This window comes from Parabacteroides sp. APC149_11_2_Y6, assembly GCF_054506995.1.
In genome coordinates this window covers 2,727,778-2,754,633 of the sequence record NZ_CP173709.1, presented here as the reverse complement: position 1 = coordinate 2,754,633, position 26,856 = coordinate 2,727,778, and the positions used below count along the sequence as shown (strand labels likewise).

General features: G+C 42.2%; 21 protein-coding genes. 12 read left to right on the top strand and 9 right to left on the bottom strand.

Annotated features, from left to right (window positions below; translation table 11 throughout):
* Positions 1-118: 118 nt before the first annotated feature.
* The 4 genes from thrS to rplT all read left to right on the top strand — a co-directional run bounded on the left by thrS (position 119) and on the right by rplT (position 3,441).
* A complete protein-coding gene (gene thrS / locus ACGE0T_RS11510; RefSeq protein ID WP_459186781.1) occupies positions 119-2,071 on the top strand; it encodes a threonine--tRNA ligase in 1,953 nt (650 codons plus the stop codon).
* 37 nt (positions 2,072-2,108) lie between these two features.
* Positions 2,109-2,741, top strand: a complete 633-nt coding sequence (gene infC / locus ACGE0T_RS11505; RefSeq protein ID WP_459186780.1) for a translation initiation factor IF-3 — start codon at positions 2,109-2,111, stop codon at positions 2,739-2,741.
* A 53-nt stretch (positions 2,742-2,794) separates the two neighbouring features.
* Positions 2,795-2,992, top strand: a complete 198-nt coding sequence (gene rpmI, locus ACGE0T_RS11500) for a 50S ribosomal protein L35 (protein WP_459186779.1) — start codon at positions 2,795-2,797, stop codon at positions 2,990-2,992.
* 104 nt (positions 2,993-3,096) lie between these two features.
* A complete protein-coding gene (gene rplT, locus ACGE0T_RS11495) occupies positions 3,097-3,441 on the top strand; it encodes a 50S ribosomal protein L20 (protein ID WP_022455800.1) in 345 nt (114 codons plus the stop codon).
* A 386-nt stretch (positions 3,442-3,827) separates the two neighbouring features.
* On the opposite strand, the gene ACGE0T_RS11490 is transcribed toward rplT, so the two are convergent.
* Both ACGE0T_RS11490 and ACGE0T_RS11485 read right to left on the bottom strand, forming a co-directional pair.
* Complete coding sequence (locus ACGE0T_RS11490) at positions 3,828-4,781, bottom strand: ISAon1 family transposase (RefSeq protein ID WP_459186778.1); 954 nt, start codon at positions 4,779-4,781, stop codon at positions 3,828-3,830.
* Between the two features lie 22 nt (positions 4,782-4,803).
* A complete protein-coding gene (locus ACGE0T_RS11485; protein WP_459186777.1) occupies positions 4,804-5,145 on the bottom strand; it encodes an ISAon1 family transposase N-terminal region protein in 342 nt (113 codons plus the stop codon).
* Between the two features lie 136 nt (positions 5,146-5,281).
* Between ACGE0T_RS11485 and ACGE0T_RS11480 the strand changes: the two genes are divergently transcribed.
* The 8 genes from ACGE0T_RS11480 to rho all read left to right on the top strand — a co-directional run bounded on the left by ACGE0T_RS11480 (position 5,282) and on the right by rho (position 19,326).
* Positions 5,282-7,459 (top strand): glycoside hydrolase family 20 protein, encoded by a 2,178-nt coding sequence (locus ACGE0T_RS11480; RefSeq protein ID WP_459186776.1) that lies wholly within the window; start codon positions 5,282-5,284, stop codon positions 7,457-7,459.
* Positions 7,460-7,594: 135 nt separating this feature from the next.
* Positions 7,595-9,838 carry a GH92 family glycosyl hydrolase gene (locus ACGE0T_RS11475; protein ID WP_459186775.1) on the top strand — a complete coding sequence of 748 codons (2,244 nt, stop codon included), beginning with the start codon at positions 7,595-7,597 and terminating at the stop codon, positions 9,836-9,838.
* Between the two features lie 225 nt (positions 9,839-10,063).
* The gene (locus tag ACGE0T_RS11470; RefSeq protein WP_459186774.1) at positions 10,064-11,299 is read left to right on the top strand and encodes a 6-bladed beta-propeller; all 1,236 of its coding nucleotides are present in this window, start codon (positions 10,064-10,066) and stop codon (positions 11,297-11,299) included.
* Positions 11,300-11,969: 670 nt separating this feature from the next.
* Positions 11,970-13,727 (top strand): aspartate--tRNA ligase, encoded by a 1,758-nt coding sequence (gene aspS / locus ACGE0T_RS11465; protein ID WP_459186773.1) that lies wholly within the window; start codon positions 11,970-11,972, stop codon positions 13,725-13,727.
* Positions 13,728-13,862: 135 nt separating this feature from the next.
* A complete protein-coding gene (locus ACGE0T_RS11460; RefSeq protein WP_459186772.1) occupies positions 13,863-14,960 on the top strand; it encodes a Nif3-like dinuclear metal center hexameric protein in 1,098 nt (365 codons plus the stop codon).
* Between the two features lies 1 nt (position 14,961).
* Positions 14,962-15,726 (top strand): zinc ribbon domain-containing protein, encoded by a 765-nt coding sequence (locus ACGE0T_RS11455; RefSeq protein WP_459186771.1) that lies wholly within the window; start codon positions 14,962-14,964, stop codon positions 15,724-15,726.
* Between the two features lie 4 nt (positions 15,727-15,730).
* A complete protein-coding gene (gene tilS / locus ACGE0T_RS11450) occupies positions 15,731-17,062 on the top strand; it encodes a tRNA lysidine(34) synthetase TilS (protein ID WP_459190458.1) in 1,332 nt (443 codons plus the stop codon).
* A gap of 188 nt (positions 17,063-17,250) precedes the next feature.
* On the top strand, positions 17,251-19,326 hold the full coding sequence (gene rho, locus ACGE0T_RS11445) for a transcription termination factor Rho (protein WP_459186770.1): 2,076 nt from the start codon (positions 17,251-17,253) through the stop codon (positions 19,324-19,326).
* 92 nt (positions 19,327-19,418) lie between these two features.
* On the opposite strand, the gene ACGE0T_RS11440 is transcribed toward rho, so the two are convergent.
* The 7 genes from ACGE0T_RS11440 to ACGE0T_RS11410 form a co-directional block, all read right to left on the bottom strand.
* Positions 19,419-20,678: a DEAD/DEAH box helicase gene (locus tag ACGE0T_RS11440; protein WP_459186769.1), complete on the bottom strand. Its 1,260-nt coding sequence runs from the start codon at positions 20,676-20,678 to the stop codon at positions 19,419-19,421.
* 298 nt (positions 20,679-20,976) lie between these two features.
* Positions 20,977-21,807, bottom strand: a complete 831-nt coding sequence (locus ACGE0T_RS11435) for a transporter substrate-binding domain-containing protein (RefSeq protein WP_459186768.1) — start codon at positions 21,805-21,807, stop codon at positions 20,977-20,979.
* Positions 21,808-21,819: 12 nt separating this feature from the next.
* The gene (locus ACGE0T_RS11430; protein ID WP_459186767.1) at positions 21,820-23,922 is read right to left on the bottom strand and encodes a putative porin; all 2,103 of its coding nucleotides are present in this window, start codon (positions 23,920-23,922) and stop codon (positions 21,820-21,822) included.
* 142 nt (positions 23,923-24,064) lie between these two features.
* Positions 24,065-24,610, bottom strand: coding sequence for a 2-oxoacid:acceptor oxidoreductase family protein (locus ACGE0T_RS11425; protein ID WP_459186766.1), 546 nt, complete (start codon positions 24,608-24,610; stop codon positions 24,065-24,067).
* A 111-nt stretch (positions 24,611-24,721) separates the two neighbouring features.
* Entirely contained in the window at positions 24,722-25,486 is a 765-nt protein-coding gene (locus tag ACGE0T_RS11420; protein ID WP_459186765.1) for a thiamine pyrophosphate-dependent enzyme, read from the bottom strand.
* An 80-nt stretch (positions 25,487-25,566) separates the two neighbouring features.
* Complete coding sequence (locus ACGE0T_RS11415; RefSeq protein ID WP_459186764.1) at positions 25,567-25,737, bottom strand: hypothetical protein; 171 nt, start codon at positions 25,735-25,737, stop codon at positions 25,567-25,569.
* A 4-nt stretch (positions 25,738-25,741) separates the two neighbouring features.
* A complete protein-coding gene (locus ACGE0T_RS11410) occupies positions 25,742-26,821 on the bottom strand; it encodes a 3-methyl-2-oxobutanoate dehydrogenase subunit VorB (RefSeq protein WP_459186763.1) in 1,080 nt (359 codons plus the stop codon).
* Between the last annotated feature and the right edge of the window lie 35 nt (positions 26,822-26,856).

The following is a 26,856-nucleotide window of genomic DNA, read 5'->3' as shown; positions in this document are numbered from 1 at the left end:
CTTTAAAGGGCATATCTTTTGAATTCGAAACATATATCTTTTTTTTCAATATATCTCTATTTCTAAAAAAGAATGCTAAATTTGCAACCTATTATTAAGATTTTATAGTGAACAGATTATGATAAAGATTACATTTCCGGATAATTCCGTAAAAGAATATGCCGAAGGAACGACTGCGATGCAGATTGCAGAGAGTATCAGTTCCCGTCTGGCACAGGAAGTTCTGGCTGCAAGTGTGAATGGTGAAATCTGGGACCTTAGCCGTCCTATCAATCAGGATGCTGCTGTCAAACTTTTCAAGTGGGAAGACGAGGAAGGTAAACATGCATTCTGGCACTCCAGTGCCCACCTGATGGCAGAAGCTTTGCAGGAACTTTATCCTGGTATTAAATTCGGTATCGGACCGGCTATCGAGAACGGTTTCTACTATGATGTAGACCCGGGTGATACAGTTATTAAAGAAAGTGATTTCGCAGCTATCGAAGCTAAAATGTTGGAGCTGGTAGCAAAGAAGGAAGAAATCAAACGTCAGAGTATTTCAAAGGCGGATGCTATGAAAATGTTTGGCGAAAGAGGTGAAGAGTACAAAACCGAGCTTATCAGCGAATTGGAAGACGGGCATATTACCACTTATACGCAAGGCTCATTTACAGACCTGTGCCGTGGACCGCACTTGCCGAATACTTCTTATCTGAAAGCCGTTAAAATATTAAGCGTAGCCGGTGCTTACTGGCGTGGAGATGAAAAACGTAAACAATTGGTTCGTTTGTATGGTATTACCTTCCCGAAGAAAAAAATGTTGGATGAATATCTGGCATTAATGGAAGAAGCTAAAAAACGCGACCATCGTAAAGTTGGTAAAGAACTGGAATTGTTTACATTCTCGACAGCTGTAGGAGCTGGGCTTCCGTTGTGGTTGCCGCGTGGTACGCAACTTCGCTTGAAACTGGAAGATTTCCTGAAACGTATCCAGAAGAAATATGGCTACCAGCAGGTAATGACTCCGCATATCGGAGGCAAGCAACTGTATGTGACATCAGGACACTATGCGAAATACGGAAAAGACTCTTTCCAGCCGATTCATACTCCGCAAGAAGGTGAAGAGTTTTTATTAAAACCTATGAACTGTCCTCACCACTGTGAGATATTCAAGGCATTCCCGCGTTCATACAAAGACCTACCTCTTCGTTTTGCAGAGTTCGGAACAGTATACCGTTATGAACAGAGTGGTGAATTACATGGTCTGACAAGGGTTCGTGGTTTTACGCAGGATGATGCACACTTGTTCTGTCGTCCGGACCAGTTGAAAGATGAATTCCTGAAAGTAATGGATATTATCTTTATCATCTTTAAGGCTCTTGATTTCGAAAATTTTGAAGCTCAGATCTCTTTACGTGATAAGGTGAACCGTGATAAGTATATCGGTTCCGATGAAAACTGGGAAAAGGCAGAAACTGCTATTATTGAAGCTTGTCAGGAAAAAGGTTTGAAAGCCAAAGTTGAATACGGTGAAGCAGCATTCTATGGTCCTAAGTTGGATTTCATGGTAAAAGATGCTATCGGACGCCGTTGGCAGTTGGGCACTATCCAGGTAGACTATAACTTGCCGGAACGTTTTGAGCTGGAATATACAGGAGAAGACAATAAGAAGCACCGCCCTGTTATGATTCACCGTGCACCGTTCGGCTCTATGGAACGTTTTGTTGCCGTATTGATTGAGCATACAGGTGGTAAGTTCCCGTTATGGTTGACTCCTGATCAGGTAGCGATTCTGCCTATCAGCGAAAAGTTCAACGAATATGCTTATGAAGTAAAACGTCAGCTTGAAGCAGACGATTTAAGTGTGCTAGTTGATGACCGTAACGAGAAGATAGGACGTAAAATCCGTGACACAGAATTGAAGCGTATCCCTTATATGCTCATCGTTGGAGAGAAAGAGGCGGAAAATAATGAAATTTCTGTAAGAAAACAGGGTGAAGGTGATAAAGGTTCGATGAAAATTACTACCTTTGCAGCGCTTTTAAAGAATGAAATAGAGGACCAGTTGAATAGCTGGCAGAAAAATAATTGATTAAATAACTAATAACGAGGAGAATAAATCTTTTTGAATGAAGAATGACAGTCTGAAAGAACAGTATAGAATTAATGAACGTATTCGCGTTCGTGAAGTTCGTTTAGTAGGTGACAATGTTGAACAGGGAGTATTTCCTATATCCCAGGCATTAAAAATAGCTGAAGACCAAGGATTAGATCTTGTTGAAATTTCACCGAATGCTGCGCCCCCCGTTTGTAGAGTAATTGATTATCAAAAGTTCCTCTATCAACAGAAAAAAAGACAAAAAGAACAGAAAGCCAAGTCTGTGAAAGTGGTTGTAAAGGAGATTCGTTTCGGACCTCAGACAGATGATCACGATTACAATTTTAAGTTGAAACATGCAAAAGGCTTTTTGGAAGAAGGGTCAAAGGTTAAAGCTTATGTGTTTTTTAAAGGCCGTTCCATTTTGTTCAAAGAGCAGGGAGAAGTATTGTTGCTTCGCTTTGCCAATGATTTGGAAGATTACGGTAAAGTAGAGCAGTTGCCGGTATTGGAAGGTAAGCGTATGATTATTATGCTTACTCCTAAGAAGAGTACGGTTGCACCTTCTGCTCCGTCTTCAAACCCTAAGCCCGTTGTTAAAAAAGTTGTTGTTACACCTAAGCCACAGGTACAGGGTGCGGATGATAGCGATAAAGATGAATAATAAGAACCACCCGATGGAGGGTGTAACGTTTAATAATTAAAAATAATTGGAAAATGCCTAAGATGAAGACTAATTCCGGTGCCAAAAAGAGGTTCGCCCTTACCGGATCAGGTAAAATCAAGAGAAAACACGCTTTTAAAAGTCACATTCTAACAAAGAAGACTAAAAAGCAGAAGAGAAACCTTACTCACGTGGGATTGATTGACCGTGTTGACGTAAGCAATGTTAAGCAGTTGCTTGGCTTAAAGTAATCTTCAATTAAGCGAGTTTTTACAAGATTTTTATTAACCGAATGTATTTAGCTAACAAGTTCATTTATAAAGAATGACGCTAACATTCAAAACAGATTAGAATTATGCCTAGATCAGTAAATCATGTTGCTTCAAGAGCAAAAAGAAAACGGATTTTAAAACTTACCCGTGGTTATTATGGTGCACGCAAGAATGTTTGGACCGTAGCAAAAAACACATGGGAAAAAGGTTTGACTTATGCATTCCGTGACCGTCGTAACAAGAAACGTAATTTCCGCGCATTGTGGATCCAGCGTATTAACGCTGCTGCCCGTTTGGAAGGTATGTCTTACTCTCGTTTGATGGGTGCTTTGCACGCTGCAGGAATCGAAATCAACCGTAAAGTTCTTGCCGATTTGGCAGTAAACCATCCGGAAGCTTTCAAAGCAATCGTTGCAAAAGTAAAGTAAGTTGATACTCAATCAATAGTAAAAAAGAGCTCCATAACAGGGCTCTTTTTTGTGCGATTTCTTGTATATATCAAATGGAATACATATCTTTGTAATAGAAAAAAATGAGTTAGCCGCACATGTTCGATTGGGAAACTCATCAGTTTTTTTAATTCCGAGACATAGCTCTTGTCGCTAATGGCGGGCCGCGCCCTTCGGGGTATGCTTAGCACGGCGGATTACAAAGGTGGCAAAGCACTCAAATCCTGTCATACGGAGTTTGTTCATATCTACAGTGCGGCTTTCTTTTCATAAAGAGAGGGTATTTCGATTAAGAAATACCCTCTTCTTTTTTATTCCGGATTTTACTTATGCAATTAATCGGATCACCCCGAAAAGTTGTGGAACTACGCATAAATATTTTTGAGTCTAAATAAGAAATAAGGGATATTGTTAACACCTCTAAGAACCGATCTAAAAGCTTTGATCTTAGCATTGAAGGATTCAGCCGAAGCATTTGTTGCTCTACGGTCAAAGAAGTTTAAGATAGTTCTATAATGTGCCTGTACAGAGCGCATAACTGTTCCAAAATGCTCAAATCCGGATTCTTCAATAGCATTATACCAGCGAGCTAAGCGCGTAAGAGCCATTTTTTTATCTTTGGTTGTTTGATAGATACTCTTTAACTGCATAGTCAGCTTATAGGCAACTTCTAAAGAAGGATGATAGTGAAATAATATTTCTGCTCTTTGTCTTTGCCTTGGTGTCCACTTATCTTCATTCTTGAACAACAAATAACGGCTTCTTATCAAGAGTTGACGGTGAGTGTCTCCATTTTCAAGAATCAATGCCACATAGGGCTCCTTACTTTCTTTGGCCAATGCGAACTCTTTATTTTCCTCTTCGATAGCTTGCCAACGAAGAGCTATCCTCATATCCTGCAGAGCATCACAGGCGAGTTTTTGCACATGAAAACGATCTGTTACCTGTGCTGCTTTCGGAAAACAGCGACGTACTGTTAAGCCCATATTGGCAGCCATATCTAAAGTGACTTCCTTTACTTTACAACGTAACCTGTCTTTTATTCTTAACAGTACCTCTATAACTTCTTCCGCTTTAGTTCCCTTGATTATTGCTACAATTGATCCTTTGCGTCCCTTGGCTTCTTTATTAGTCAGAATGGTATAAAGCTCATTGTCGCTCAAAGAGGTTTCATCTATACTTAGAAAAGAACCCATGTTTTTCTCAAACAATAACCATTTGTCGGCATGTTCACGGTCTTCCCATTCATAAAAACCAGATAAATGTAAACGGTACCATTCCTCTAACCGCTGACCATTTAGCCCATAGAACTTAGCCAATGTGCTACAATTAACAGGGGTATTATCCAGGTGTTCCTTTTAAAAAAGAGGCAAACTCCTCTGTTAAGCGGGTGCCTTTTGATACTACTTCCCAATCACGCATAAAAGGATTACCTGTATCCATATCCACCCAACGACGCCGACGCACATGAAGGATTAAACTTTTACCTCGAAGTGGGAAGTCATGAATGGAGGTGGGGGGATAAAAACCTTTAGACTGAAGATGTTTATCTTTACGCTCCATTTCTGATAAATCCTTTTCATCTAAATAGATTAATATGGCTGTAGATGTGCGCTCGGCATGGGTTACATCAAAATAGGTCAGTAGACCTTCGGGTAATAATAGTTCGTAGCCTGTTTCCATAAAGCAAAACTACTATCTTTTTTTTACCCCACAACTTTTCGGGGTGATCCAATTAATCCTATCATAAAAAGCAGGCTTCTGATTTTTCTTTGTATATTTATCCCGCTAAGAATTAAACACATTAAACCGTATATTTATGTTGTTGCCAAAACGATTTAAGAAGAAGGCGATAGGAGGTGCTTTGGCATGTTCGTTGCTTTTGGTTTCCTGTTCTCCTAAACAGACTGTGACAAACACATTAATCCCTAAACCCGCTTATATGGAGCTTACAGGGGGATATTTGCAGGTAGATGATAGTCTGCAAATACCACAGGGACAATCCGGGTCGATTACTTATCAGGTAAATACATCATTAGCAGAGGACAATCCTGAAAAGTATGAGCTATCCATATCTAAAGATGGTATTAGTCTCCAGGCAGGTTCGGAAGCCGGATTATTTTATGGTAAACAAACGCTCCGCCAGTTACTTACTCCACAAGGATTGCCTTATGGTACAATTAAAGACGAACCCCGTTTTAAATACCGTGGTTTGCATTTGGATGTTTCCCGCCATTTCTTTCCCAAAGAAGAGGTAAAGAAATTGCTGGATGTGATGGCTTATTATAAATTGAATACATTACATATGCACCTGACAGATGCAGGAGGTTGGCGTATCCAGATGGATAAATATCCGAAACTGACATCCGAAACCGCTTTCCGTACGGAATCCGATTGGCGTAAATGGTGGGATGGAGGCGACAGAAAATATTTACCGGAAGGAACTCCCGGTGCTTATGGTGGCTATTATACAAAAGAGGATATTCGCGAATTGGTGGCCTATGCCGCCGAGCGTCATATTAATATATTGCCGGAAATCGAATTTCCCGGACATTCGGAAGAGGTCTTATTCGCTTATCCGGAATTGAGTTGTTCCGGCAAACCTTATAAGAATGGAGATTTCTGTATCGGTAATGAGAAGTCATTTACCTTTATGGAAGATGTGCTGGGAGAGATAATCGAATTATTCCCGTCCGAATATATCCATGTCGGAGGCGATGAAGCTGGCAAAACAGCTTGGAAGACTTGTCCCAAATGTCAGGCTTTGATGAAAAAGAATGGCATGCAACATGTGGATGAGCTTCAAAGCTATATGATACATCGCGCGGAAGAATACCTGAATACCAAAGGCCGTAAATTGATTGGCTGGGACGAGATATTGGAAGGAGGTTTAGCTCCGGATGCTACCGTCATGTCCTGGCGTGGTGAAAGCGGTGGTATCAAATCGGCACGAATGGGACATGATGTGGTGATGACTCCCGGCAATTACCTCTATTTTGACTTCTATCAGGCTGATCCTAAAACGCAGCCTTACGCAATCGGCGGTTATACTCCTATAAAGAAAGTCTATAGCTATAATCCTGTTCCGGTAGATTCGTTGACAGCAGAAGAAAGTAAGCATATTGTAGGGGTACAGGCTAATACTTGGACCGAGTATATTACAACTCCTGAACATCTTGAATATATGATGTTCCCCCGTGCCCTTGCTCTTGCCGAGATAGCCTGGACACCCCAAGAATTACGCTCCTGGGAAGATTTCAAGCCACGTGTAAATGCCCACATCCCTCAATTAGAAAAGATGGGACTTCATCCGTTTACCCTTTCGGACGAACTGGAAGTAACCATGTCGGTAGATACCGTAAAGAAACAGATTGAAGTTCTTCTGGATGCAGAAAAGTATCCGGCAGAGATACATTATACGACAGACGGTTCGGTTCCTACCGCCACTTCTTCTATTTATAAAACTCCAATTACAGTGAGGGATTCTGCCCATATCGTTGCCGCTATCTTCAAGGATGGACAGTTGCAGGGAACTCCTACGGAAAAGAAAGTGGATTATCACCGGGGAATAAATAAGCCTATACATTATAATAGTAAGCTGTATGACGGTTATATGGCAGGTGGTATGAATGCTTTGTTGGATGGCTATCGTGGAGGTCTTACTTATCTGGATGGTCGCTGGCAGGGATATCTGGATAACTTGGATTGCGTTGTGGATATGGAAGAGGTGACGGATATTCATAATGTATCTATCCGGTTTATGCAATTGATAGGACCGGGAGTATTCCAACCTAAAGATGTAGAGATGTTGGTATCAGAGGACGGAGAGAACTTTACATCTTGCGGAATTGTTCCAACAACAATACCAGCGGACGATCCTAACTTATTGTTTCAGGAATACCGTTTCGACGGCAACTGGAAAGCCCGCTATATCCGCATAAAAGCACCTCGTGCTAATAAAGGATTTACTTTTGCGGATGAGATTGTAATATGGTAGGATTAAGTTGACAGTTGACAGTTATTTCGGTTTCTGCCGATTCATTGATTGAGTACGAAACCTAATTGCCAACAGTTTCCGGATATCTGTCTATGATTTCTTGAATAATATCTAAATAACTAAAATAGACGACAAATGAAGAAACAGTTAATGGCCTTTCTGCTTTGCTGCGGTATATTTACGGCATCCGCACAGCAGCCGGTAGACTATGTAAATCCATTTATCGGAACCAGCAATTATGGTACGACCAATCCCGGGGCTATTTGTCCCCAGGGAATGATGAGTGTCACGCCTTTTAATGTAATGGGTTCCAAAAGCAATAAATTTGATAAAGACAGCCAGTGGTGGTCGACCCCTTATTCGGCGGATAACAACTATTTTACAGGCTTTTCCCATGTGAACCTGAGTGGAGTCGGTTGTCCTGATTTGGGAAGTCTTTTATTGATGCCTACTACCGGAGATGTGAATGTCGATTACCGGGAGTATGGCAGCGAATATAAGAATGAAGTAGCCCAGCCCGGTTACTACAGCAATATCCTGACCAAATACGGTATCAAGACAGAAGCGACCGCCAGTATGCGTACCGGGCTTACCCGTTTCACCTTTCCAAAGGGACAGGGAAATATCCTGCTTAATTTAGGAGAAGGATTGACTAATGAAACAGGTGCGACCGTTCGCCGGGTAAGTGATACCGAAATCGAAGGAAGCAAGTTATTAGGAACCTTCTGCTATAACCCGCAGGCGGTATTCCCTATTTATTTTGTAATGAAGGTAAGCAAGGCTCCGAAGCAAGTTGGTTACTGGAAGAAACAACGCGAAATGAAAGGCGTGGAAGCCCAATGGGATGCTTATTCCGGAAAATATAAACTTTATACCAAATATGACCGTGAAATGAGTGGTGATGACATTGGTGTATGGTTTACCTACGATACGGAAGAGAATGAAACAATAGAGGTAAAGATGGGTGTATCTTTTGTCAGCATAGAAAATGCCCGCCTGAATATGAATACTGAACAGCCGGATTTCAATTTTGATAAGGTTCGTACGGCAGCATCTACGATGTGGAATAAAGATCTTTCCCGTGTGAAAGTGGAAGGCGGCTCACAGACGGATAAGATTATTTTCTATACCGCCATGTACCACCTGCTTATCCATCCGAATATCATACAGGATGTAAACGGCGAATACCCGATGATGGAAAGCCTGAAAGTAGGTCATACTACCGGCAACCGTTATACCGTATTTTCTTTATGGGATACCTATCGCAATGTAAGTACCTTAATGACTCTCCTGTATCCGGAAAAGCAACTGGATATTATCCGTACAATGATTGATATGTACAAAGAAAGCGGTTGGCTACCTAAGTGGGAGCTTTACGGACGCGAAACCTTGACAATGGAAGGCGATCCTTCTATTCCTTATATAGTGGATGCTTATCTGCGTGGCTTGCGTGATTATGATATCGAGACTGCTTATGAGGGAATGCGCAAAGGGGCAACTACTCCGGGTGAATTTAATCTGCTGCGTCCAGATAATAACGATTATATGAGTCTTGGTTATGTTCCTCTTCGCGAACAGTATGATAATTCCGTATCGCATGCCCTCGAATACTATATTGCCGACTGGAACCTGTCGTTGCTGGCCGATGCGTTAGGAAAGAAGGAAGACGCTAAATTATTCCGTGAACGTGCAATGGGCTACAAACATTATTATAGCAAGGAATATGGTACGCTCCGTCCAATCTTGCCGGATGGAACATTCTATTCTCCTTTTGACCCGAAACAGGGAGAAAACTTTGAACCGAGCCCTGGCTTCCATGAAGGGAATGCCTGGAATTATACATTCTATGTTCCGCATGATATTAAAGGATTGGCCAAGTTGATGGGCGGACAAAAGAAATTTGTGGACAAACTGCAAATGGTTTTCGATAAAGGTTACTACGATATGGCAAACGAACCGGATATTGCTTATCCGTATTTGTTCAGTTATTTCAAAGGAGAGGCTTGGCGTACTCAGAAGACAGTCCGCGAACTGCTTGAGAAATATTATCATAATGCGCCGAACGGTCTTCCGGGTAATGATGATACGGGAACAATGTCTACCTGGGCCATCTTCTCTATGATGGGCTTTTATCCAGCCTGTCCGGGTGATTTGGATTATGTCCTGACTTCGCCGACCTTTAATAAAGTAACTATCCAATTGGATAAGAAATTCTATCCAAAAGGAGAGTTGGTCATAGAATCCGAACATAAAACGCCTGCTGATATTTATATCAAGGAAGTTACGGCCGGAGATAAGAAGCTGAAAGGATACACTATCTCGCAACATGATTTGGTAAATGCAGGGACTCTACACTTCGTATTGCAGGATACACATTGAGTTAAACTCTTTTTTAAACAAAAGAAAAAGAGTAATATTGAAGAATCATATTCATTGAAGAGGTATGGGAACACGTATTGTTCTCATGCCTTTTTTTATTTGCCTTTAGATAAAGTATTCGGATTTATAGAAATAAATAACCAAGAGTATTTTATCGTTTTTTATAAAGAAAACGCGTATATTGTCGTCATATTCTAAATTCATTCTCGCTTTAAACCTAATATAATGAAACTACGCCTGTTATTAAAGTCTCATTTCTTTATTTTTTCATTCTTATTTTTGTTTTCTTGTTCAGAAGGGCAGAAAGAAACGGATAGTTATCCAGTCATTGATGTAGAGCAATCAGTTGATGGAAAGAATTATTCAGTTCAAAAGTTGAGTGATTATGCTCAGAAGGTTGTATATATCCCATTGGAAACTACCGATTCTTCATTAGTTCAAATTAATGATGGAATTATATTTGAAAATGGACGATTGTTTATTAATAGTAATTGGAATGATTGTTTGTCTTTTGCAGGGGAAGACGGTTCTTTCTTAGGGAGAATCGGAAAAAAGGGGCAAGGTCCGGAGGAGTTCTTGGCTATAAGAGGGATGGATATATCCTTGGATGGAAAACGTATTTTAATATCTTCTATAGGAAGAGGGCTTGAATATTCGTTAACTGGAGAATTTATACGAAAGATAAAATTTCCGGAAGTAGAAGGGCATATTCCTTATAAAATGGCATATCTGCAAGATAACTTATTTCTTTACAGTTTAGTTTCTTGGGACATTTCTAAATATGAATATTGTGTAGCCTCGGATTCCGGTATTGTAAAACTGTTACAGAAGGAATATCAGCCGGTAATAAAAGAAAAAGGAGGAAGTTTGGGTATTTCAAGAATAACAACAATATATCGTGTTGGGAGTGATTTTCATACCTATAGAAGACTATCCGATACAATTTATACAATAGATGTTGTTGGCAACAGAGCTCCAGCTTATATTGTGAATTTGGGCAAATATAAACTTTCTTTTATAGAAAAGGAGCAGTACGAAGAAATACATGATGGTAAAAAAATATTTGTAACAGACTATTTAAAATCAGATCGATATTCGTTTTTTATATTTAGTTTTGGAAAATATGCACCGGAACCATTTGAGGTAACTAATTATAATAGAGTAGGAGAAAAGCGGACTTGGATTAATACATCTGTTTATGGGATTTATAATAAGGGAACAGGTAATATGGTTTTTCTAAATTTACCCTCTCCCAGAAATCAAGGTTTATTGAACGACCTTGATGGCGGACCTGCATTCTGGCCTCAATATATATCGAAAGATGGTAAAATGGCAATGCTTATTGATGCGGAGAAGTTTATCGAAGCATGCGAAAATATCAAAAGTCCGTCAGCAGAGATAAAGAGTGTCTTAGAAAGATTGGGCTTGGAAGATAATCCTGTGCTGGTAGTTGCATATTGACACAATTATCATTTTGACAAATTACCCCTGTCATGACTTTTCTGTACGTATGGAGATACGTGCCTTGCTCTGAATATTCAACTCTCGCGGAATTGAGCTTTATCACTTCGCTTGAAAGAATGAATAATTGCTTGCAAAATGCTTGCTGCTATCCGTATTTATGCAAGTTCTTTTTTCTCTTAAGTTGTTGATTATGCTAGATTGGAACCAATCTGTCATTTTTAAACCAATCACTTTTTATGACCATCCAGGATGTTAAACCTGCCCAATAACATCTAAAAATCAAAACATATATGTTTTGAATGCAAAATATGTATGTTTTGAGGTCAAATATAACTGTAAATTAGTACCGGTACTAATTTAAATTACTCCGGAAGTAATTGTAAATACCTCCATAGTGAATGAAAAAAGACCGTATTTGTCTGTAAAAACGGCTCGGATACTGCTGAAATACAGTTTTTGGGAATAGTACTTGTTAGCGTTATGCGCTTAATTTTGAAATAATGTCACTTACTGGTATGAAAAACTATCATAATGTATTCTCCTTCGAGTAAAGCCTGTTGCCCTATTTTTACTTTCTGTTTTCCCCATATTTAGCAATAACATCATTTTTATTATTATTATCTTTGCAGCCATAGTTTTTGAAATAATAGTTTAATCCATATAAAACATGTATAGAACGAGAACTTGTGGCGACTTGCGCCTTGCCGACGAAGGCTTGGTAATTACGCTTGCCGGATGGGTACAGAAAACCCGTAAGATGGGTGGTATGACTTTTGTGGATATCCGCGACCGTTATGGTATAACTCAGTTGGTATTTAACCAGGAGGTAGATGCTGCCCTTTGTGAAAAAGCAAACAAGCTGGGACGCGAATATGTAATTCAGGTAACGGGAACCGTCCGCGAACGTTCCAATAAGAATGCAAATCTTCCGACCGGGGAGATTGAAGTCATAGCTTCGGAACTGAACGTCCTAAATTCGGCAGTAACCCCTCCTTTCACTATTGAAGATGATACAGACGGAGGCGATGACCTTCGTATGAAATACCGTTACCTGGACTTGCGCCGTAACGCTGTGCGCAAGAACTTGGAACTTCGCCATAAGATGGCTTTCGAAGTACGTAACTATCTGGATAAACAAGGCTTCCTTGAAGTGGAAACTCCGGTGCTTGTAAATTCAACTCCGGAAGGCGCACGCGACTTTGTGGTTCCTTCGCGTATGAATCCGGGACAGTTCTATGCACTTCCCCAGTCTCCTCAGACATTGAAGCAACTGTTGATGGTGTCCGGTTTCGACCGTTACTTCCAGATTGTGAAATGTTTCCGCGATGAAGACTTACGTGCAGACCGCCAGCCGGAATTTACACAGATAGACTGTGAAATGAGCTTCGTGGAACAGGAAGACGTGCTGACTATTTTTGAAGGAATGGCAAAGCATTTGTTCAAGACAATCCGCGGAATTGAAATAAAAGAACCGTTCCAGCGCATGACTTGGCACGATGCGATGAAATATTACGGTAGCGACAAACCGGACCTGCGTTTCGATATGAAGTTTGTCGAATTGATGGATATCATGCAAGGTCATGGTTTCTCCGTATTCGATAATGCTGCTTACATAGGCGGTATCTGTGCAGAAGGTGCGGCAACCTATACCCGCAAGCAACTGGATGCACTGACCGAGTTTGTAAAACGTCCGCAGATTGGTGCAAAAGGCATGGTTTACGCACGTGTGGAAGCAGACGGCAGCGTAAAATCGAGCGTAGATAAATTCTATACACAGGAAACGTTGCAGCAGATGAAAGAGGCTTTCGGTGCAAAACCGGGCGACCTGATTCTTATCCTTTCCGGCGATGATGCTATGAAGACCCGCAAACAGCTTTGCGAATTGCGTCTTGAAGTAGCAAGCCAGTTAGGATTACGCGATAAGAATAAGTTTGCATGTCTTTGGGTGGTAGACTTCCCGCTGTTTGAGTGGAGCGAAGAAGACCAGCGTTTCTATGCAATGCACCATCCGTTTACCTCTCCGAAACCGGAAGATATTCCTTTGTTGGACTCTGATACGGGTGCTGTTCGTGCAAATGCTTACGATATGGTTATCAATGGTGTTGAAGTGGGGGGAGGTTCAATCCGTATCCACGACAGCCAGTTGCAGGATAAGATGTTCAGACTGTTGGGCTTTACCGAAGAAAAGGCTCAGGAACGTTTTGGCTTCCTGATGAATGCCTTCAAATACGGTGCGCCTCCTCACGGCGGTCTTGCTTACGGTTTGGACCGTTGGGTATCTTTGTTTGCCGGCCTGGATTCAATCCGCGACTGTATCGCATTCCCGAAGAACAACTCAGGACGCGATGTCATGCTGGATGCTCCGGGACAAATCGACGACTCCCAGCTTGAAGAGCTTTGCCTGAAAGTAGAAGTAAAAGAATAATTGACAGTTGACGAGTGACAGTTGACAGTTGGGCTTCGCGTTCAATAATACATCGGCTGAAAGCCGAAATAACTGTTAACTGTCACTTGCTATCTGTTAACTCTCAATTGTCACATGTTAACTGTCAACTGAATTATGGTACGGATTAAGGATATTCTGAAAGAGATAGAGCAACACGCTCCCCTGCCTTTGCAGGAAAGTTTCGACAATGCCGGTGTGCAGGTAGGTGATGTAAACCAGTATGCAACCGGAGCAATGCTTTGTTTGGATGTGACTGAGGAAGTCATTGATGAAGCCATCGAAAAAGAGTGCAATCTCATCATTTCCCATCATCCTTTAGCCTTTAAAGCTTTTAAGTCGTTGACCGGTTCTACCTATATCGAACGTTGCATGATGAAAGCATGCAAATACGATTTGGTAATTTATTCAGCCCATACCAATCTGGATAATGCAGTGGGAGGGGTAAACTACCGGTTGGCAGAGCTGATAGGCTTGCAGAATGTCCGTATCCTGAGTCCGCAGAAAGGAGCCTTGTTGAAACTGGTGACATTTGTACCGGAAGCCTATGCGGAATTGGTACGTAATACCTTATTTAATGCAGGAGCTGGAAGTATAGGCGATTATGATTCGTGCAGTTATAACCTGAAAGGAGAGGGGACTTTCCGTGCCGGTGAAGATTGCCATCCGTTTTGCGGGGAAATAGGCGAGCTGCATTTTGAGCATGAAGTCCGTATCGAAACCATCCTGCCAGCTTTCAAAAAGGCAACAATTACCCGTGCCCTGCTTTCCGTTCATCCGTACGAAGAACCGGCTTTCGACTTTTATGCGCTCGATAATTCTTGGAACCAGGCTGGCTCGGGTGTCGTGGGAGAGTTGCCGGAAAGCGAAGATGAATTGAGTTTCCTACAACGAATCAAGGAGCTTTTCCAGGTGGGTTGTGTGAAACATTCTCCGCTTACCGGAAAGGAAATACGGGAAGTGGCTATTTGTGGGGGCAGCGGCGCATTCCTTATTAAGGATGCAATTAATTATGGAGCGGATATTTTTATCACCGGCGAAGCAAAATATAATGACTTCTATGATGTGGAAGACCGTATTCTATTGGCGGTTATCGGTCATTATGAAAGCGAAGTCTGTACAAAAGATATCTTTTATAACATAATATCGAAAAAATTCCCTACCTTTGCCCTACATTTTTCGAATGTTAATTCAAACCCAGTAAAATATTTATAGAATGGCTACAGAGAAACAATCAGCTGAAAAAGAAATTACAGTTGAAGAAAAGCTTTCTACGCTGTATCAACTTCAGACTATGATGACTGAAATTGATAAGATCAAAACCCTTCGCGGAGAGCTTCCTTTGGAGGTGCAGGACCTTGAGGATGAAATCGCTGGTCTGGAAACACGTCTTCAGAACTATTTGGCGGAGATCAAAGACTTTGAAAACGCTGTTGTAGAACAGAAACATAAGATTACGGAATCAACCGGACTGATTGAGAAATATAAAACACAATTAGATAATGTCCGTAATAACCGTGAATTTGATAACTTGTCGAAGGAAATAGAATTTCAGGGACTTGAAATCGAATTCTCTGAAAAGAAAATCCGTGAGTTCGGTGAAGCAGTAGGCCACAAAAAAGCTGAAATTGCTGAGTTGAACGAACGTCTGGAAGGTCGTAAAGCAGACCTTGTCCAGAAAAAGAGCGAATTGGAACAGATTATTTCTGAAACCAAGCAGGACGAAGAGAAATTGCGTGAAAAGGCTAAAAAGCTGGAAGCAAATATCGAACCGCGCTTGCTGACTGCATTCAAACGTATCCGTAAGGGTGCACGCAACGGTTTGGCTGTTGTATACATCCAGCGTGATGCTTGCGGTGGTTGCTTTAATAAGATTCCGCCCCAGAAACAGATGGATATCAAGATGCGTAAGAAAGTAATCGTTTGCGAATACTGCGGTCGTATCATGATTGACCCTGAATTGGCAGGTGTAGACGAATAAAATGATGCGCGACACTGTCCGTGCATACATAGAAAAATATCAGCTACTCGAAGAAAGCTGTCCGGTATTGGTTGGCTTGAGTGGCGGAGCAGATTCGATAGCCCTACTTACCCTCTTGGTTAAGTTGGGCTATTCCTGTATTGCAGCACATTGTAATTTTCACCTGCGTGGAGAGGAATCCATGCGGGATGAACGTTTTGCCGAAGAGTATGCTAAAACCTTGCAAGTCCCTTTCCTGAAAACAGATTTTGATACGGAGCAATATGCTGCTGCCAATCATTTGTCTATCGAAATGGCGGCGCGTGAATTACGCTATAATTGGTTTGAGGAGAAACGTTCGGAAACCGGCGCCCAGGCAATTGCCGTAGCACACCATCGCGACGATAGTGTGGAAACCGTACTGATGAATCTGGTAAGGGGTACAGGTATTCGGGGAATGAGTGGTATCCGTCCTAAAAACGGTTATGTGGTTCGTCCTTTACTTTGCGTAACCCGTAAGGAAATAACGGCCTGGCTGGATGCAAGGAATATCTCTTATGTGACAGACAGTACAAACCTCTCTGATGCTTATACACGCAATTTTATCCGTTTGCGTGTACTTCCCCTGTTGGAAGAAATAAATCCATCCGTACGTACGGCTATTGCACGTACGGCAGACCACTTGTCGGCAGCCGAGGCTGTCTATATGCACGTAGTGGAACAGGCGAAAGCTGAAGTGCTGGATGAAGGCAACCGTATTTCCATCCCTGCTTTAATGCATTATCCCTCTCCTGATGCTATTTTGTATGAACTGTTGAAAGTGTATAATTTTTCCCGTACCGTATCGGAAGATATTTATGCAGCTTTGGAGGGTGAGCCGGGGAAACAGTTCTTTTCTCCTACGCACCGTTTGGTGAAAGACCGTGATTATCTGTTGCTTTCATCCATAGAAACCAAACCGGAACAGACCTATGTTTTATCAGGAAATGAGGAGAAATGGGTGGGGCCGGTTGAACTATCTTTCAATAAAGTTGTTATATCAGAGAACTTTCACATCCGGAAGGATAAAAACATCGCTTATTTTGATTACGATAAACTGGCTTTCCCGCTTACCTTGCGTACCTGGAAAGATGGTGACTGGTTTATTCCGTTTGGAATGAAGGGGCGTAAGAAACTGAGTGATTATTTTTCGGATCGTAAGTTTAGCCGCTTTGAAAAAGAACGCGTGTGGTTACTTTGTAGTGGCAACGATATTATCTGGATTGTTGGAGAACGTCCGGACAACCGGTATTCTATAGGTTCGGCGACAAAATGCGCATTAATCGTGAATTTTTTCTCAACAAAGACTTTGTATTAGTAAAATATTATTACATTTGCAAAGATTTCACTCCGCAGATGTGTTACTAATGTTTCAGTTAGCAGAACAATCCGGTTTTCACATGATTAATAATTAAATTCAAATTTATAAAGATACAATGAACGCATTGTGCATATGCCCCATGTAGGGATATGTTGTATGTGCTGTTTTATTTTTTTCTTCACATTATGCAAAAATATAACATTCTAGAACTAAATGAAAAACTCCTTCCTGAGTTGCAAACTATTGCAGGAGAGTTGGGAATAACCAAAGTAAGCGCTTTGAGAAAAGATGAACTAATCTACCGAATTCTTGATGAACAGGCAATCTCTTATGCAGAGACTCACGCAGAAAAGGTTAAGGAGTTAGAAGCTAAAAGAGCAGAAAGACCAGCCAAAGGTAAAAAGACGGCAAAATCTGCAACTGCTAAAGCCGCAAAACCAGCGGCTAAAGAAACGACCACTGTTGCTAAACCAGCCGAAACTACAGAAGCGACGCCTGCCGATGATAAGGTAGAACGTACGGAACGTAAGAAACGGACTCGTATAGAAAAGAAAGATAAAGTAGGAGAGGCAGCTCCGGCAAAAGAACCGGAAGTAACCGTAGTAAACCAAAAGACTCCGGTTTCGGCAAACGCTCCTTTATCTGATGCGAAAGAAGTCCCGGCAGTGGAAGCTCCGGTAGAAGTAAAAGCTCCTGAGGCAGTTGTTGAACCGGCATCTAAACCCATCGTAAAAAAGGTAATTAAGAAGGTTGAAAAAGCATTGCTTCCCCCTGTTGTGGCAGAGAATGAAGCGGCACTCCCAGAAGCTCCGGAGGTTGCAGAAGCAACATCGGAACCTGCTTTACCGGAATCAACTTCAACAACTCCGAACGAACCGAAACGTGTAGTGTTCCGCCATCCGGATACTAAATCTGTACTCGACCAGTTGTTCCCCTTGTCTTCAACGCCGAATCGTCCTGAACCGAAAGCGGCGCAAAGTGAACCAAATACGAACAACAATACGAATACGAACAATAACAACAATAATAATCCGCAGCCGGCCAATCGCCAGAATAACCGTCAGAATGCTCATAATAATCCCCGCAATAATCAGGCTAACAACCAGCAACAGCAGGAAAAACAGTATGAGTTCGATGGTATCCTTACAGGCGTAGGTGTCCTTGAAATGATGCCCGACGGTTATGGTTTCCTTCGCTCTTCCGATTATAATTATCTGACTTCTCCGGATGATATTTATGTATCCCAATCCCAGATTAAGCTGTTCGGTTTAAAAACCGGTGATGTGGTAGAGGGTGCTATCCGGCCTCCGAAAGAAGGTGAAAAGTATTTCCCGTTGGTAAAGGTGGATTTGATTAACGGACGCACTCCGGAAGAAGTTCGCGACCGTGTTCCTTTCGACCATTTGACACCGCTTTTCCCGGATGAAAAGTTTATGCTTACAGCTCGTAAAGCTCCTAAGGTATATGATAATATCGCTGTACGTGTGGTAGACCTTTTCTCTCCGATAGGTAAAGGACAACGTGGTCTGATTGTTGCACAGCCAAAGACCGGTAAAACGATGTTGCTGAAAGATATTGCAAATGCAATTGCAGCAAATCATCCGGAAGTATATATGATTATCCTGTTGATAGACGAACGTCCTGAAGAAGTAACGGATATGGCCCGCAGTGTAGATGCTGAAGTTATTGCTTCTACTTTTGACGAGCCGGCAGAACGTCACGTGAAGATTGCGGAAATCGTATTGAATAAAGCAAAACGTATGGTTGAATGTGGTCATGATGTGGTAATTCTTCTCGACTCTATCACCCGTCTGGCACGTGCTTATAATACTGTACAACCGGCTTCCGGTAAGGTTCTTTCCGGTGGTGTGGATGCAAATGCATTGCAGAAGCCGAAACGTTTCTTTGGTGCTGCCCGTAATATTGAAAACGGCGGTAGTCTTACAATTCTTGCCACAGCGTTGACGGAAACGGGTTCAAAGATGGATGATGTAATCTTTGAGGAGTTCAAAGGAACTGGTAATATGGAGTTGCAGCTTGACCGTAAGTTGTCCAACAAGCGTATTTATCCGGCAGTCGATATTATGGCTTCCAGTACACGTCGTGATGATTTGTTGCAGGATGACAGCACATTGAACCGTATGTGGGTACTTCGTAAATATCTCTCGGATATGAATTCAATCGAAGCAATGGAGTTTGTAAAGAAACGTATGGAACAGACATTCGATAATATGGAATTTCTGGCTTCAATGAATGGTTGATAGTTTAAGAACTACATATATAGATATAAAAAAAGGCATCTTTACAGGATGCCTTTTTTTATGATGCCTCTCCTTAAGAGAGTTTATGTGTCTCAGTTTTTATCTGATTTCTGACGGGGAGATTTGCTTTTATTGTTCTTGTTATTCTCCTGTTTACGTGGGCGGCCTCTGCCTTTCCTCATGTTACCGTATTTTTCAGGTTCGTAGGCAGGAGCTTCGCCGAATTTGGAATCTATCGGAATTTTATAGACTTCTTTATTCAGGAATTTCTCTATTTGTTTGAATTTTGCCTGTTCATCTATTGCTACAAATGTGATGGCAAGTCCTTCGCCATTGGTTCCTCGTGCCGTACGTCCGATGCGATGTACATAATCTTCCGGATCGTGAGGTATATCGAAGTTTACAACCAACTTAATATCGTTGATGTCAATGCCGCGTGCCACAACATCTGTTGCAACCAGAATATCGATACGTCCGTTCTTGAAATCTTTCATTACTTCTTCGCGGGTCGCTTGTTCAAGGTCTGAATGCATTTGGGCAACATTGAATTTCATGCGGCTCAGTGTGCTTGTCAGTTCCTTTACTTTCATTTTAGATGAAGAGAAGATGATAACACGTTGCGGACGGCTCTGATTGAACAAATCCTGGAGTATCTGGATTTTTTGTGTATCGTGACAAATATAAGCCGTTTGCATGATGGATTCGGGAGGACGTGAAATGGCGATCTTTATTTCTTCCGGATTTTTCAGGATTGTTTTTGCCAGTGTCCGTATCTTGGGAGGCATGGTGGCCGAGAACATGATGATCTGGCAGGTAGGAGGCAAAAGCTTATGCACCTTCATAATGTCATCATAGAATCCCATATCGAGCATGCGGTCTGCTTCGTCGAGAATAAAGAATGAGACTTGCGAGAGGTCTACCGTACCCATTTTAATATGTGATAACAGGCGTCCCGGAGTAGCAATTACTATATCGGCTCCCATTTCCATACCACGTTTCTGTTGTTCCCAGGCGATACCGTCGGTACCTCCGTAGACTGCAACTGCCGAAACCGGAATAAAATATGTGAATCCTTCTATTTGTTGATCTATTTGTTGTGCCAGTTCACGTGTAGGAGCCATGATAATGGCGTTAATCGCGTTAGCCGGATGTTCCCCTTTGCTAAGTTCGTTGATGACAGGTAGAACATAAGCGGCTGTTTTTCCTGTTCCGGTCTGTGCACATGCTATAATATCTTTACCTTCCAATATTACCGGAATAGTTAGTTCCTGCACAGGGGTTGTTTCCAAAAAATTCATAGCGTCGAGACCATCCAATATAGCCTCTTCCAAATCCAATTCGTCAAATCTCATTTTTCAACATTCAAATAACGTGTAAAGGTAGTTATAATTTAGGAATATTTGACTATGAAGCGGTGGAATAATTGACGAGAAGCAATTGACAGGTGAGAATTAACAGGTGATAGGTGACAAGTGACAGTTGACAGTTAGCGGCAAGCGGGATTAGGATAATGTAAAAAGGGATAAATTTTTATTGAAAAACTTGTCCCTTTCGCTTATTTTGTTAACACCTGTCACCTGTCACCTGTCACCTGTCACCTGTCACCTGTCACCTGTCACCTGTCACCTGTCACCTGTCACCTGTCACCTGTCACCTGCTATAGTATTTCTTGTAGATTTTGTCGTAAAGACCACTTTCCTTTATCCGGTTCAGCCAACTGTTGAGACTGTCGAGCAGGATAGGAGAGTCTTTGCGTACGGCCCAAGACTGGAGTTGTGTGAAGCTGATGTCTGTTTCTATATCTATCTCAGGTAACAGTTCTTTCGATTTTCGTGCAATTTGCTGGTCACAGACGGCATAGTCTATATCCTTCTTCGCCACCATAATGGCTAACTGTTCGCCGGAATATAAATCGTCTTCCTTTACATAGATTGTATCTCCGATTTCATGGCTGAGATTCTGAAGGCGGAGTTGTGCGGGAGAATCTTTAGGGATATAAAGCGTTTTACCAGCCAGGTCAAGTTGGTTCCGTATCGGTTTGATACCGTCGTTTGCCTTTTCAGTACGCTGAATCAATACTTGCTTATTCAGTACGATCGGTTCCGTAAACAGATAATCTTCTTTGATTTCGCTGGTGGTCGGAATATTCCGGGCAATTATATCGCATTTATTATTGGCAAGCATTTCAAAGCTTTCGGCAAGGCTCATCACCAGATGAGTCTGTACTTCCAATCCTGATATTTGTGCTATCGCCTGGCTTAGTTCATACTGGAACCCCTCGATTGTATCTCCGGCTATATAATAGCCGGATTGATTATATTCGGTTACCATGCGGAGGATTCCTTCTGCTTTGATTTCCGGATAGTCGCGAGGTAGTATTTCCTCCGGGCTGTGCTTCATAATTCGCCATAGCATAACCATAGTAGCAATGGCTACTACCAGTAAGCCGGTATAAAGCATAATCAGTTTTTTTGACCTCATGGTCCAGAGTGCTTAATTGTTGAACATTACAGCAACACCTAATTTCAACACCATCGGGTTAAGCGGATAGTGTGCCAGAGAGAAATAGTTCGGGTCGACGAACAAAGAACTTAAGTTATACCCCATCACAAAGAAACGTGCTTGTTTCAGGTGGAAGTTGGCATAGGCATTCATAAGCGGATAATTACCTACATCCACTTTATCCTGTAGTTGGAACTGCTGGGTGGCAGGTTCGTAGTAAGGAGCTTTGTATGCTGTGTTATAATATACATTTGCACCAATTTGGATGCTTAGCACTTTAGCTACTTTGAACTGCAGGTACATATTCGAATAAAGGCTGAGGGATGGCAAAGGCAATACGTCCTTATCGCTGCTAAGCTGGTAGGCTATTTCATTTTCCCATCCGAAAGCCCGGTATTTGAAATCTTGTTTGAGCCGTGCACTCAGCACTTGCAGGTTTCCGTTTTTCTGTTCAGGAATCCCATCTTTATTAATATATACATAATTCTGTATGCTTTCCACTCCGGCTGATAGCTGGGTACGAGTAGATTCCAGGTCTATCTTGGCACCTGCATAGATATGCTGAATCATCGACAAATCCTTATCCCACCAGAAATAACGGGAGTGGAAATGACGTAGATAAAATGCCGGTGTAACGTTCTTTATATAACCTTCCGCCCGAATAATAGCATCTTTTCTGAATAACTTGAATTGTGTCTGCAAATGTCCTGTTGCACGAAATTCTCCAATATCGGAACCTACCAGGCAGAGTTCTCCCCGGGCATCATAAGTCAGTAAGGTCCCTTGCCGTTTGGATATTTCTGCACCGATATAAGTTGAGAACTCATCATATTTATCCACTAACGGGAAATTCAGGGAAGTAGGGGTGGGATTGGTGCCTCTTCCGTTCGGGCCGTAATTTAATCCCGGTATGGCAGCCGGTAACTGGAACCGTCTCTTGTCGAAAGTAACAAAGGCTGTCAATCCGAATTTAGCCCAGTTTTGGAAACCTTCACGCAGTGAAAGTCCGAATGTGTTCCTAAAATACCAGGAGGATGCACGATCGTCCAGTTGGTTGTCCAAACCATATATACGTGGAGTACCGTCTGCATTCCGATAACAAGAGTCTATTTGTGTGCCTTCGGATATGAAGCGGCGGGTATTGTCATTGTATTCGAAGGTATGGATAATGCTCGATACAGGAACAAACTGCATGATGGTATTACCCAAAGAATCTTTTTCGGCAGTTTCCCTTTCGAAACCAAGGTTATAACGATGTGTGAAAAAATACTGTTTACCCCGGACGCGGTTCCATACACTTGCCGGATAGCGGATATCGAATGACTTGGGATCATTGCTCCCTTGTCGTCCGTTTTCAAAATACTGGTCGGGGTGGGTGATGACAGAGTCGTTTGCCAATCCCCCGTTTTCATAGTTTACGAAGTTGAAGTTGCTCAGAAAGGCATGGATTTCATACCGGTCGCTTTCATAACTGCCGAACAGGCGATAACTCAGCAGCTTGTTACCATTGTTTTTATAATGCCCTCTACCATAAATATAATCGATATCACCTCCGATATTAATCTTTTTCCCAAAGTTTAGTGTCAGGGTTCCCTTCAACTGTTCTTCTTTGTTGTCGCTACCACCTGCGGTAGTGTACATGATGTTGGTATAGGGGATTTTGGTATTATAGAAATACGCATTTTCCGGAGTCGTGATATAGTAGTCGTAGGCATCAGCAAAGATAAAGTCCCGTGCTTCCTTTCGTTCGGAGAACATGCGGGTTTGTGCCGACGAACCCAGATTGGCAAGATAACCTAAAGCCAGAGAATTGGATTCAACCAGTGTCCTGTTTGAAAAGTTAAGCTGTTGCGTATCCATGGGAGCAACGTAAACTTCTCCAAGTAAAGGAGTAAGGCGGTAGCCAATGATGCGCTTGTTCTGCATCGATGCACTATCCGGTACTAATAAACTGTCCGGGACCTCTTGGGAAGCAGAGGATAGGTTACTTAATGAAAAACCACCTTTTCCGCCTTGCGAAGGCCGGCGTTGTGCTTCAGTAACTGCGACAGATGTTATCAATAATATAAGTAATATGTATAAGCAACGCTTCATGGGGTGCAAAGATAGGAATAAAGTGCTAATGTAATAATGCGGCAATATGCCAATATGTCAAAATGCGCTAATAAAATATTACAATTTATATTAATTGGCACATGCTATAAATGACATATCAGCATATTGAAATATAAATGCATTATTGCATTTTCTGTATGATGTCCATACCTTTTTTGATGGCCGCCTCATTCATAGGGATTAATTTATGATGGCGTTCGGGCAGTGACTTCTTCAGTCCTGCAAGTACATTCTCGAGTTTTACCATAGGAACAACCTTCAACAAGCCACCCAGGATAAGCATATTGAATACCTTGTCATTCTTCATTTCAGTAGCTGCATCCATTGCATCCACACGATAAACGTGAATGTCGGTACGTGTTGCCGGAGTATGGATACCATATCCGTCGTAAATCAGGATACCGCCTTTTTTTACCTTTTTCTCGAACTTGTCCATTGAAGGCTGGTTCAGGATGATGGCGACATCATATTCGTTTAAGATGGGCGAGCTGATAGGATCGTCGCTTAATATAACGGTTACGTTCGCTGTTCCACCGCGCTGTTCAGGTCCGTATGAAGGCATCCAGCTTACTTCTTTTCCTTCCATCAGTCCGGAATAAGCAAGGATTTTACCCATAGACAATACACCTTGTCCGCCGAAACCTGCTATGATTATTTCTTGTTTCATTGTAATAATGTGCAAATGTGCCAATGTATCAATGAGCAGATAAATGCTACATTGTCTTTTTGGCTGAATTAATAATGCTATTTATAATTCTCAATTTCACAGTCCTGTGCTTTATTCCTTATTCTTAAGGTCGCCCAGCGGATAGAACGGGAACATGTTTTCTTCCATCCATTTATTTGCCTTTTCAGGGGTCATCTTCCAACCGGATGAACAGGTAGAGACAAATTCGACAATAGAGGTACCTTTGCCGGCCATTGAGTTTTCAAAAGCCTTGCGTAACATCTTTTTGGCTTTGCGGACGGCAGCAGCAGTCTGGACACTCTGGCGGGTTACCAGGCAAGTTCCTTCCAGTTGAGCCAGCAAATTACCAATTTTCAATGGATAACCATTCAGTGCGATGTCGCGTCCGTAAGGACAGGTGGCAGTCGGCATGCCTTCCAATGTTGTAGGAGCCATTTGTCCGCCGGTCATACCATAAATGGCATTGTTCACGAATACGATTACGATATTCTCGCCGCGGTTGGCTGCATGGATTGTTTCGGCTGTTCCGATAGCAGCAAGGTCACCGTCTCCCTGATATGTGAATACCATCTTTCCGGGATTCAGCCGTTTGATAGCTGTTGCTACGGCAGGTGCACGTCCGTGTGCGGCTTCAATCCAGTCTACATCCAGATAGTTATATGCAAATACGGCACATCCTACGGGGGAAACGCCGATGGTTTTATCTTCCATACCCATTTCGGCTACTACTTCAGCTATCAGCTTATGTATCACACCGTGGCTGCAACCGGGGCAATAGTGCATGGGATTTTCATTCATCAACCTTGGTTTGTCGTATACAAGGTTTTCCGGTTTAATTATTTCGTTGAGTTCCATATTAATAATTTTTCAATTTGCTAATTGGCCGATATGCCATAATCCACAGGCTGGCATATTTTTAATTGGCATACTATTGATTAGCTGATAAATCTCATCAGGTATTGAACCAGGCGGATAAAGATAGCTGCACCTCCGCAGTACAGGAAAGCGGTACGGTCGGTTACTGTAAAATAGCAGATAACTGCTGCAACAGCCAGAACCATGAATATCCAGGTCATTACCGTATCTAATTTGCTTCTCCGGATCATGCGATTAGAATAATTTTTCTTTTAACGCATTCAATACTTCATCCGGAGTGAATACGATACCTCCGAGACGTCCGAAGTGCTCTACTTTAATTTTGCCGTTTACGGCTAAGCGAACATCTTCTACCATTTGTCCGGCATTCAGTTCAACGGAGAGCATGCCTTTTACCTTATTGGCATATTGGGCAATAATATCTTTCGGGAACGGCCAAAGAGTAATTGGCCGGAGCAAGCCGAGTTTGATACCTTCTGCACGTGCTATTTCTACTACTTTCTGGCAGATGCGTGCGGATGAACCGAAAGCGATCAGCAAATATTCGGCATCATCGCAATGGAATTCTTCGTAACGGACTTCATTCTCTTCAATCTTGCGGTACTTGGCCTGGAAGCGGATATTGTTTTCTTCCATGATAGCCGGGTCCAGTTCCAGTGAAGTGATGATGTTCGGTTTGCGATTGCCTGTTCTGCCTTGTGTAGCCCACGGACATTCGGCAACTACTTCCTCCTCTGTTCTGCGGGGACGGAAAGGAGGCATTACAACCTTTTCCATCATCTGTCCGATGATACCGTCGGCAAGGATGATAGCCGGGTTATTATATTTGAAAGCAAGGTCGAAACCTAAACCTACGAAATCGGCCATTTCCTGTACGGAAGAAGGGGCAAGGGTGATAAGGCGGTAATCGCCGTGTCCGCCACCTTTTACTGTCTGGAAGTAATCGGCCTGGCTGGGCTGGATGGTTCCCAGTCCGGGACCTCCGCGCATTACGTTGACAATCAGACAGGGTAGTTCCGCTCCTGCGATATAAGAGATACCTTCTTGTTTCAGACTGATACCGGGACTTGATGAAGATGTCATGACACGCTTGCCTGTTCCGGCGCCTCCGTATACCATATTAATAGCGGCTACTTCGCTTTCAGCCTGTAGCACTACCATTCCTGTAGTTTCCCAAGGCATTTCCGCCATCAGGGTTTCCAATATCTCCGACTGGGGAGTAATCGGGTATCCGAAGTATCCGTCCACACCATAGCGGATTGCTGCGTGTGCGATGGCTTCATTACCTTTCATTAATTTAATTTCTTCTGCCATACTTTTATTGAGTTGACAGTTGACGGGTTACAGTT

Bases quoted from the DNA above. Each gene is read 5' to 3' on its own strand.
- rplT (WP_022455800.1), top strand. From the start codon at position 3,097: ATGCCTAGATCAGTAAATCATGTTGCTTCAAGAGCAAAAAGAAAACGG.
- ACGE0T_RS11475 (WP_459186775.1), top strand. From the start codon at position 7,595: ATGAAGAAACAGTTAATGGCCTTTCTGCTTTGCTGCGGTATATTTACG.
- ACGE0T_RS11470 (WP_459186774.1), top strand. From the start codon at position 10,064: ATGAAACTACGCCTGTTATTAAAGTCTCATTTCTTTATTTTTTCATTC.
- ACGE0T_RS11410 (WP_459186763.1), bottom strand. From the start codon at position 26,821: ATGGCAGAAGAAATTAAATTAATGAAAGGTAATGAAGCCATCGCACAC.
- tilS (WP_459190458.1), top strand. From the start codon at position 15,731: ATGCGCGACACTGTCCGTGCATACATAGAAAAATATCAGCTACTCGAA.
- infC (WP_459186780.1), top strand. From the start codon at position 2,109: ATGAAGAATGACAGTCTGAAAGAACAGTATAGAATTAATGAACGTATT.
- ACGE0T_RS11485 (WP_459186777.1), bottom strand. From the start codon at position 5,145: ATGGAAACAGGCTACGAACTATTATTACCCGAAGGTCTACTGACCTAT.
- ACGE0T_RS11420 (WP_459186765.1), bottom strand. From the start codon at position 25,486: ATGGAACTCAACGAAATAATTAAACCGGAAAACCTTGTATACGACAAA.
- ACGE0T_RS11460 (WP_459186772.1), top strand. From the start codon at position 13,863: ATGGTACGGATTAAGGATATTCTGAAAGAGATAGAGCAACACGCTCCC.
- rpmI (WP_459186779.1), top strand. From the start codon at position 2,795: ATGCCTAAGATGAAGACTAATTCCGGTGCCAAAAAGAGGTTCGCCCTT.
- ACGE0T_RS11480 (WP_459186776.1), top strand. From the start codon at position 5,282: ATGTTGTTGCCAAAACGATTTAAGAAGAAGGCGATAGGAGGTGCTTTG.
- rho (WP_459186770.1), top strand. From the start codon at position 17,251: ATGCAAAAATATAACATTCTAGAACTAAATGAAAAACTCCTTCCTGAG.
- aspS (WP_459186773.1), top strand. From the start codon at position 11,970: ATGTATAGAACGAGAACTTGTGGCGACTTGCGCCTTGCCGACGAAGGC.
- ACGE0T_RS11430 (WP_459186767.1), bottom strand. From the start codon at position 23,922: ATGAAGCGTTGCTTATACATATTACTTATATTATTGATAACATCTGTC.
- ACGE0T_RS11415 (WP_459186764.1), bottom strand. From the start codon at position 25,737: ATGATCCGGAGAAGCAAATTAGATACGGTAATGACCTGGATATTCATG.
- ACGE0T_RS11440 (WP_459186769.1), bottom strand. From the start codon at position 20,678: ATGAGATTTGACGAATTGGATTTGGAAGAGGCTATATTGGATGGTCTC.
- ACGE0T_RS11435 (WP_459186768.1), bottom strand. From the start codon at position 21,807: ATGAGGTCAAAAAAACTGATTATGCTTTATACCGGCTTACTGGTAGTA.
- ACGE0T_RS11425 (WP_459186766.1), bottom strand. From the start codon at position 24,610: ATGAAACAAGAAATAATCATAGCAGGTTTCGGCGGACAAGGTGTATTG.
- ACGE0T_RS11455 (WP_459186771.1), top strand. From the start codon at position 14,962: ATGGCTACAGAGAAACAATCAGCTGAAAAAGAAATTACAGTTGAAGAA.
- thrS (WP_459186781.1), top strand. From the start codon at position 119: ATGATAAAGATTACATTTCCGGATAATTCCGTAAAAGAATATGCCGAA.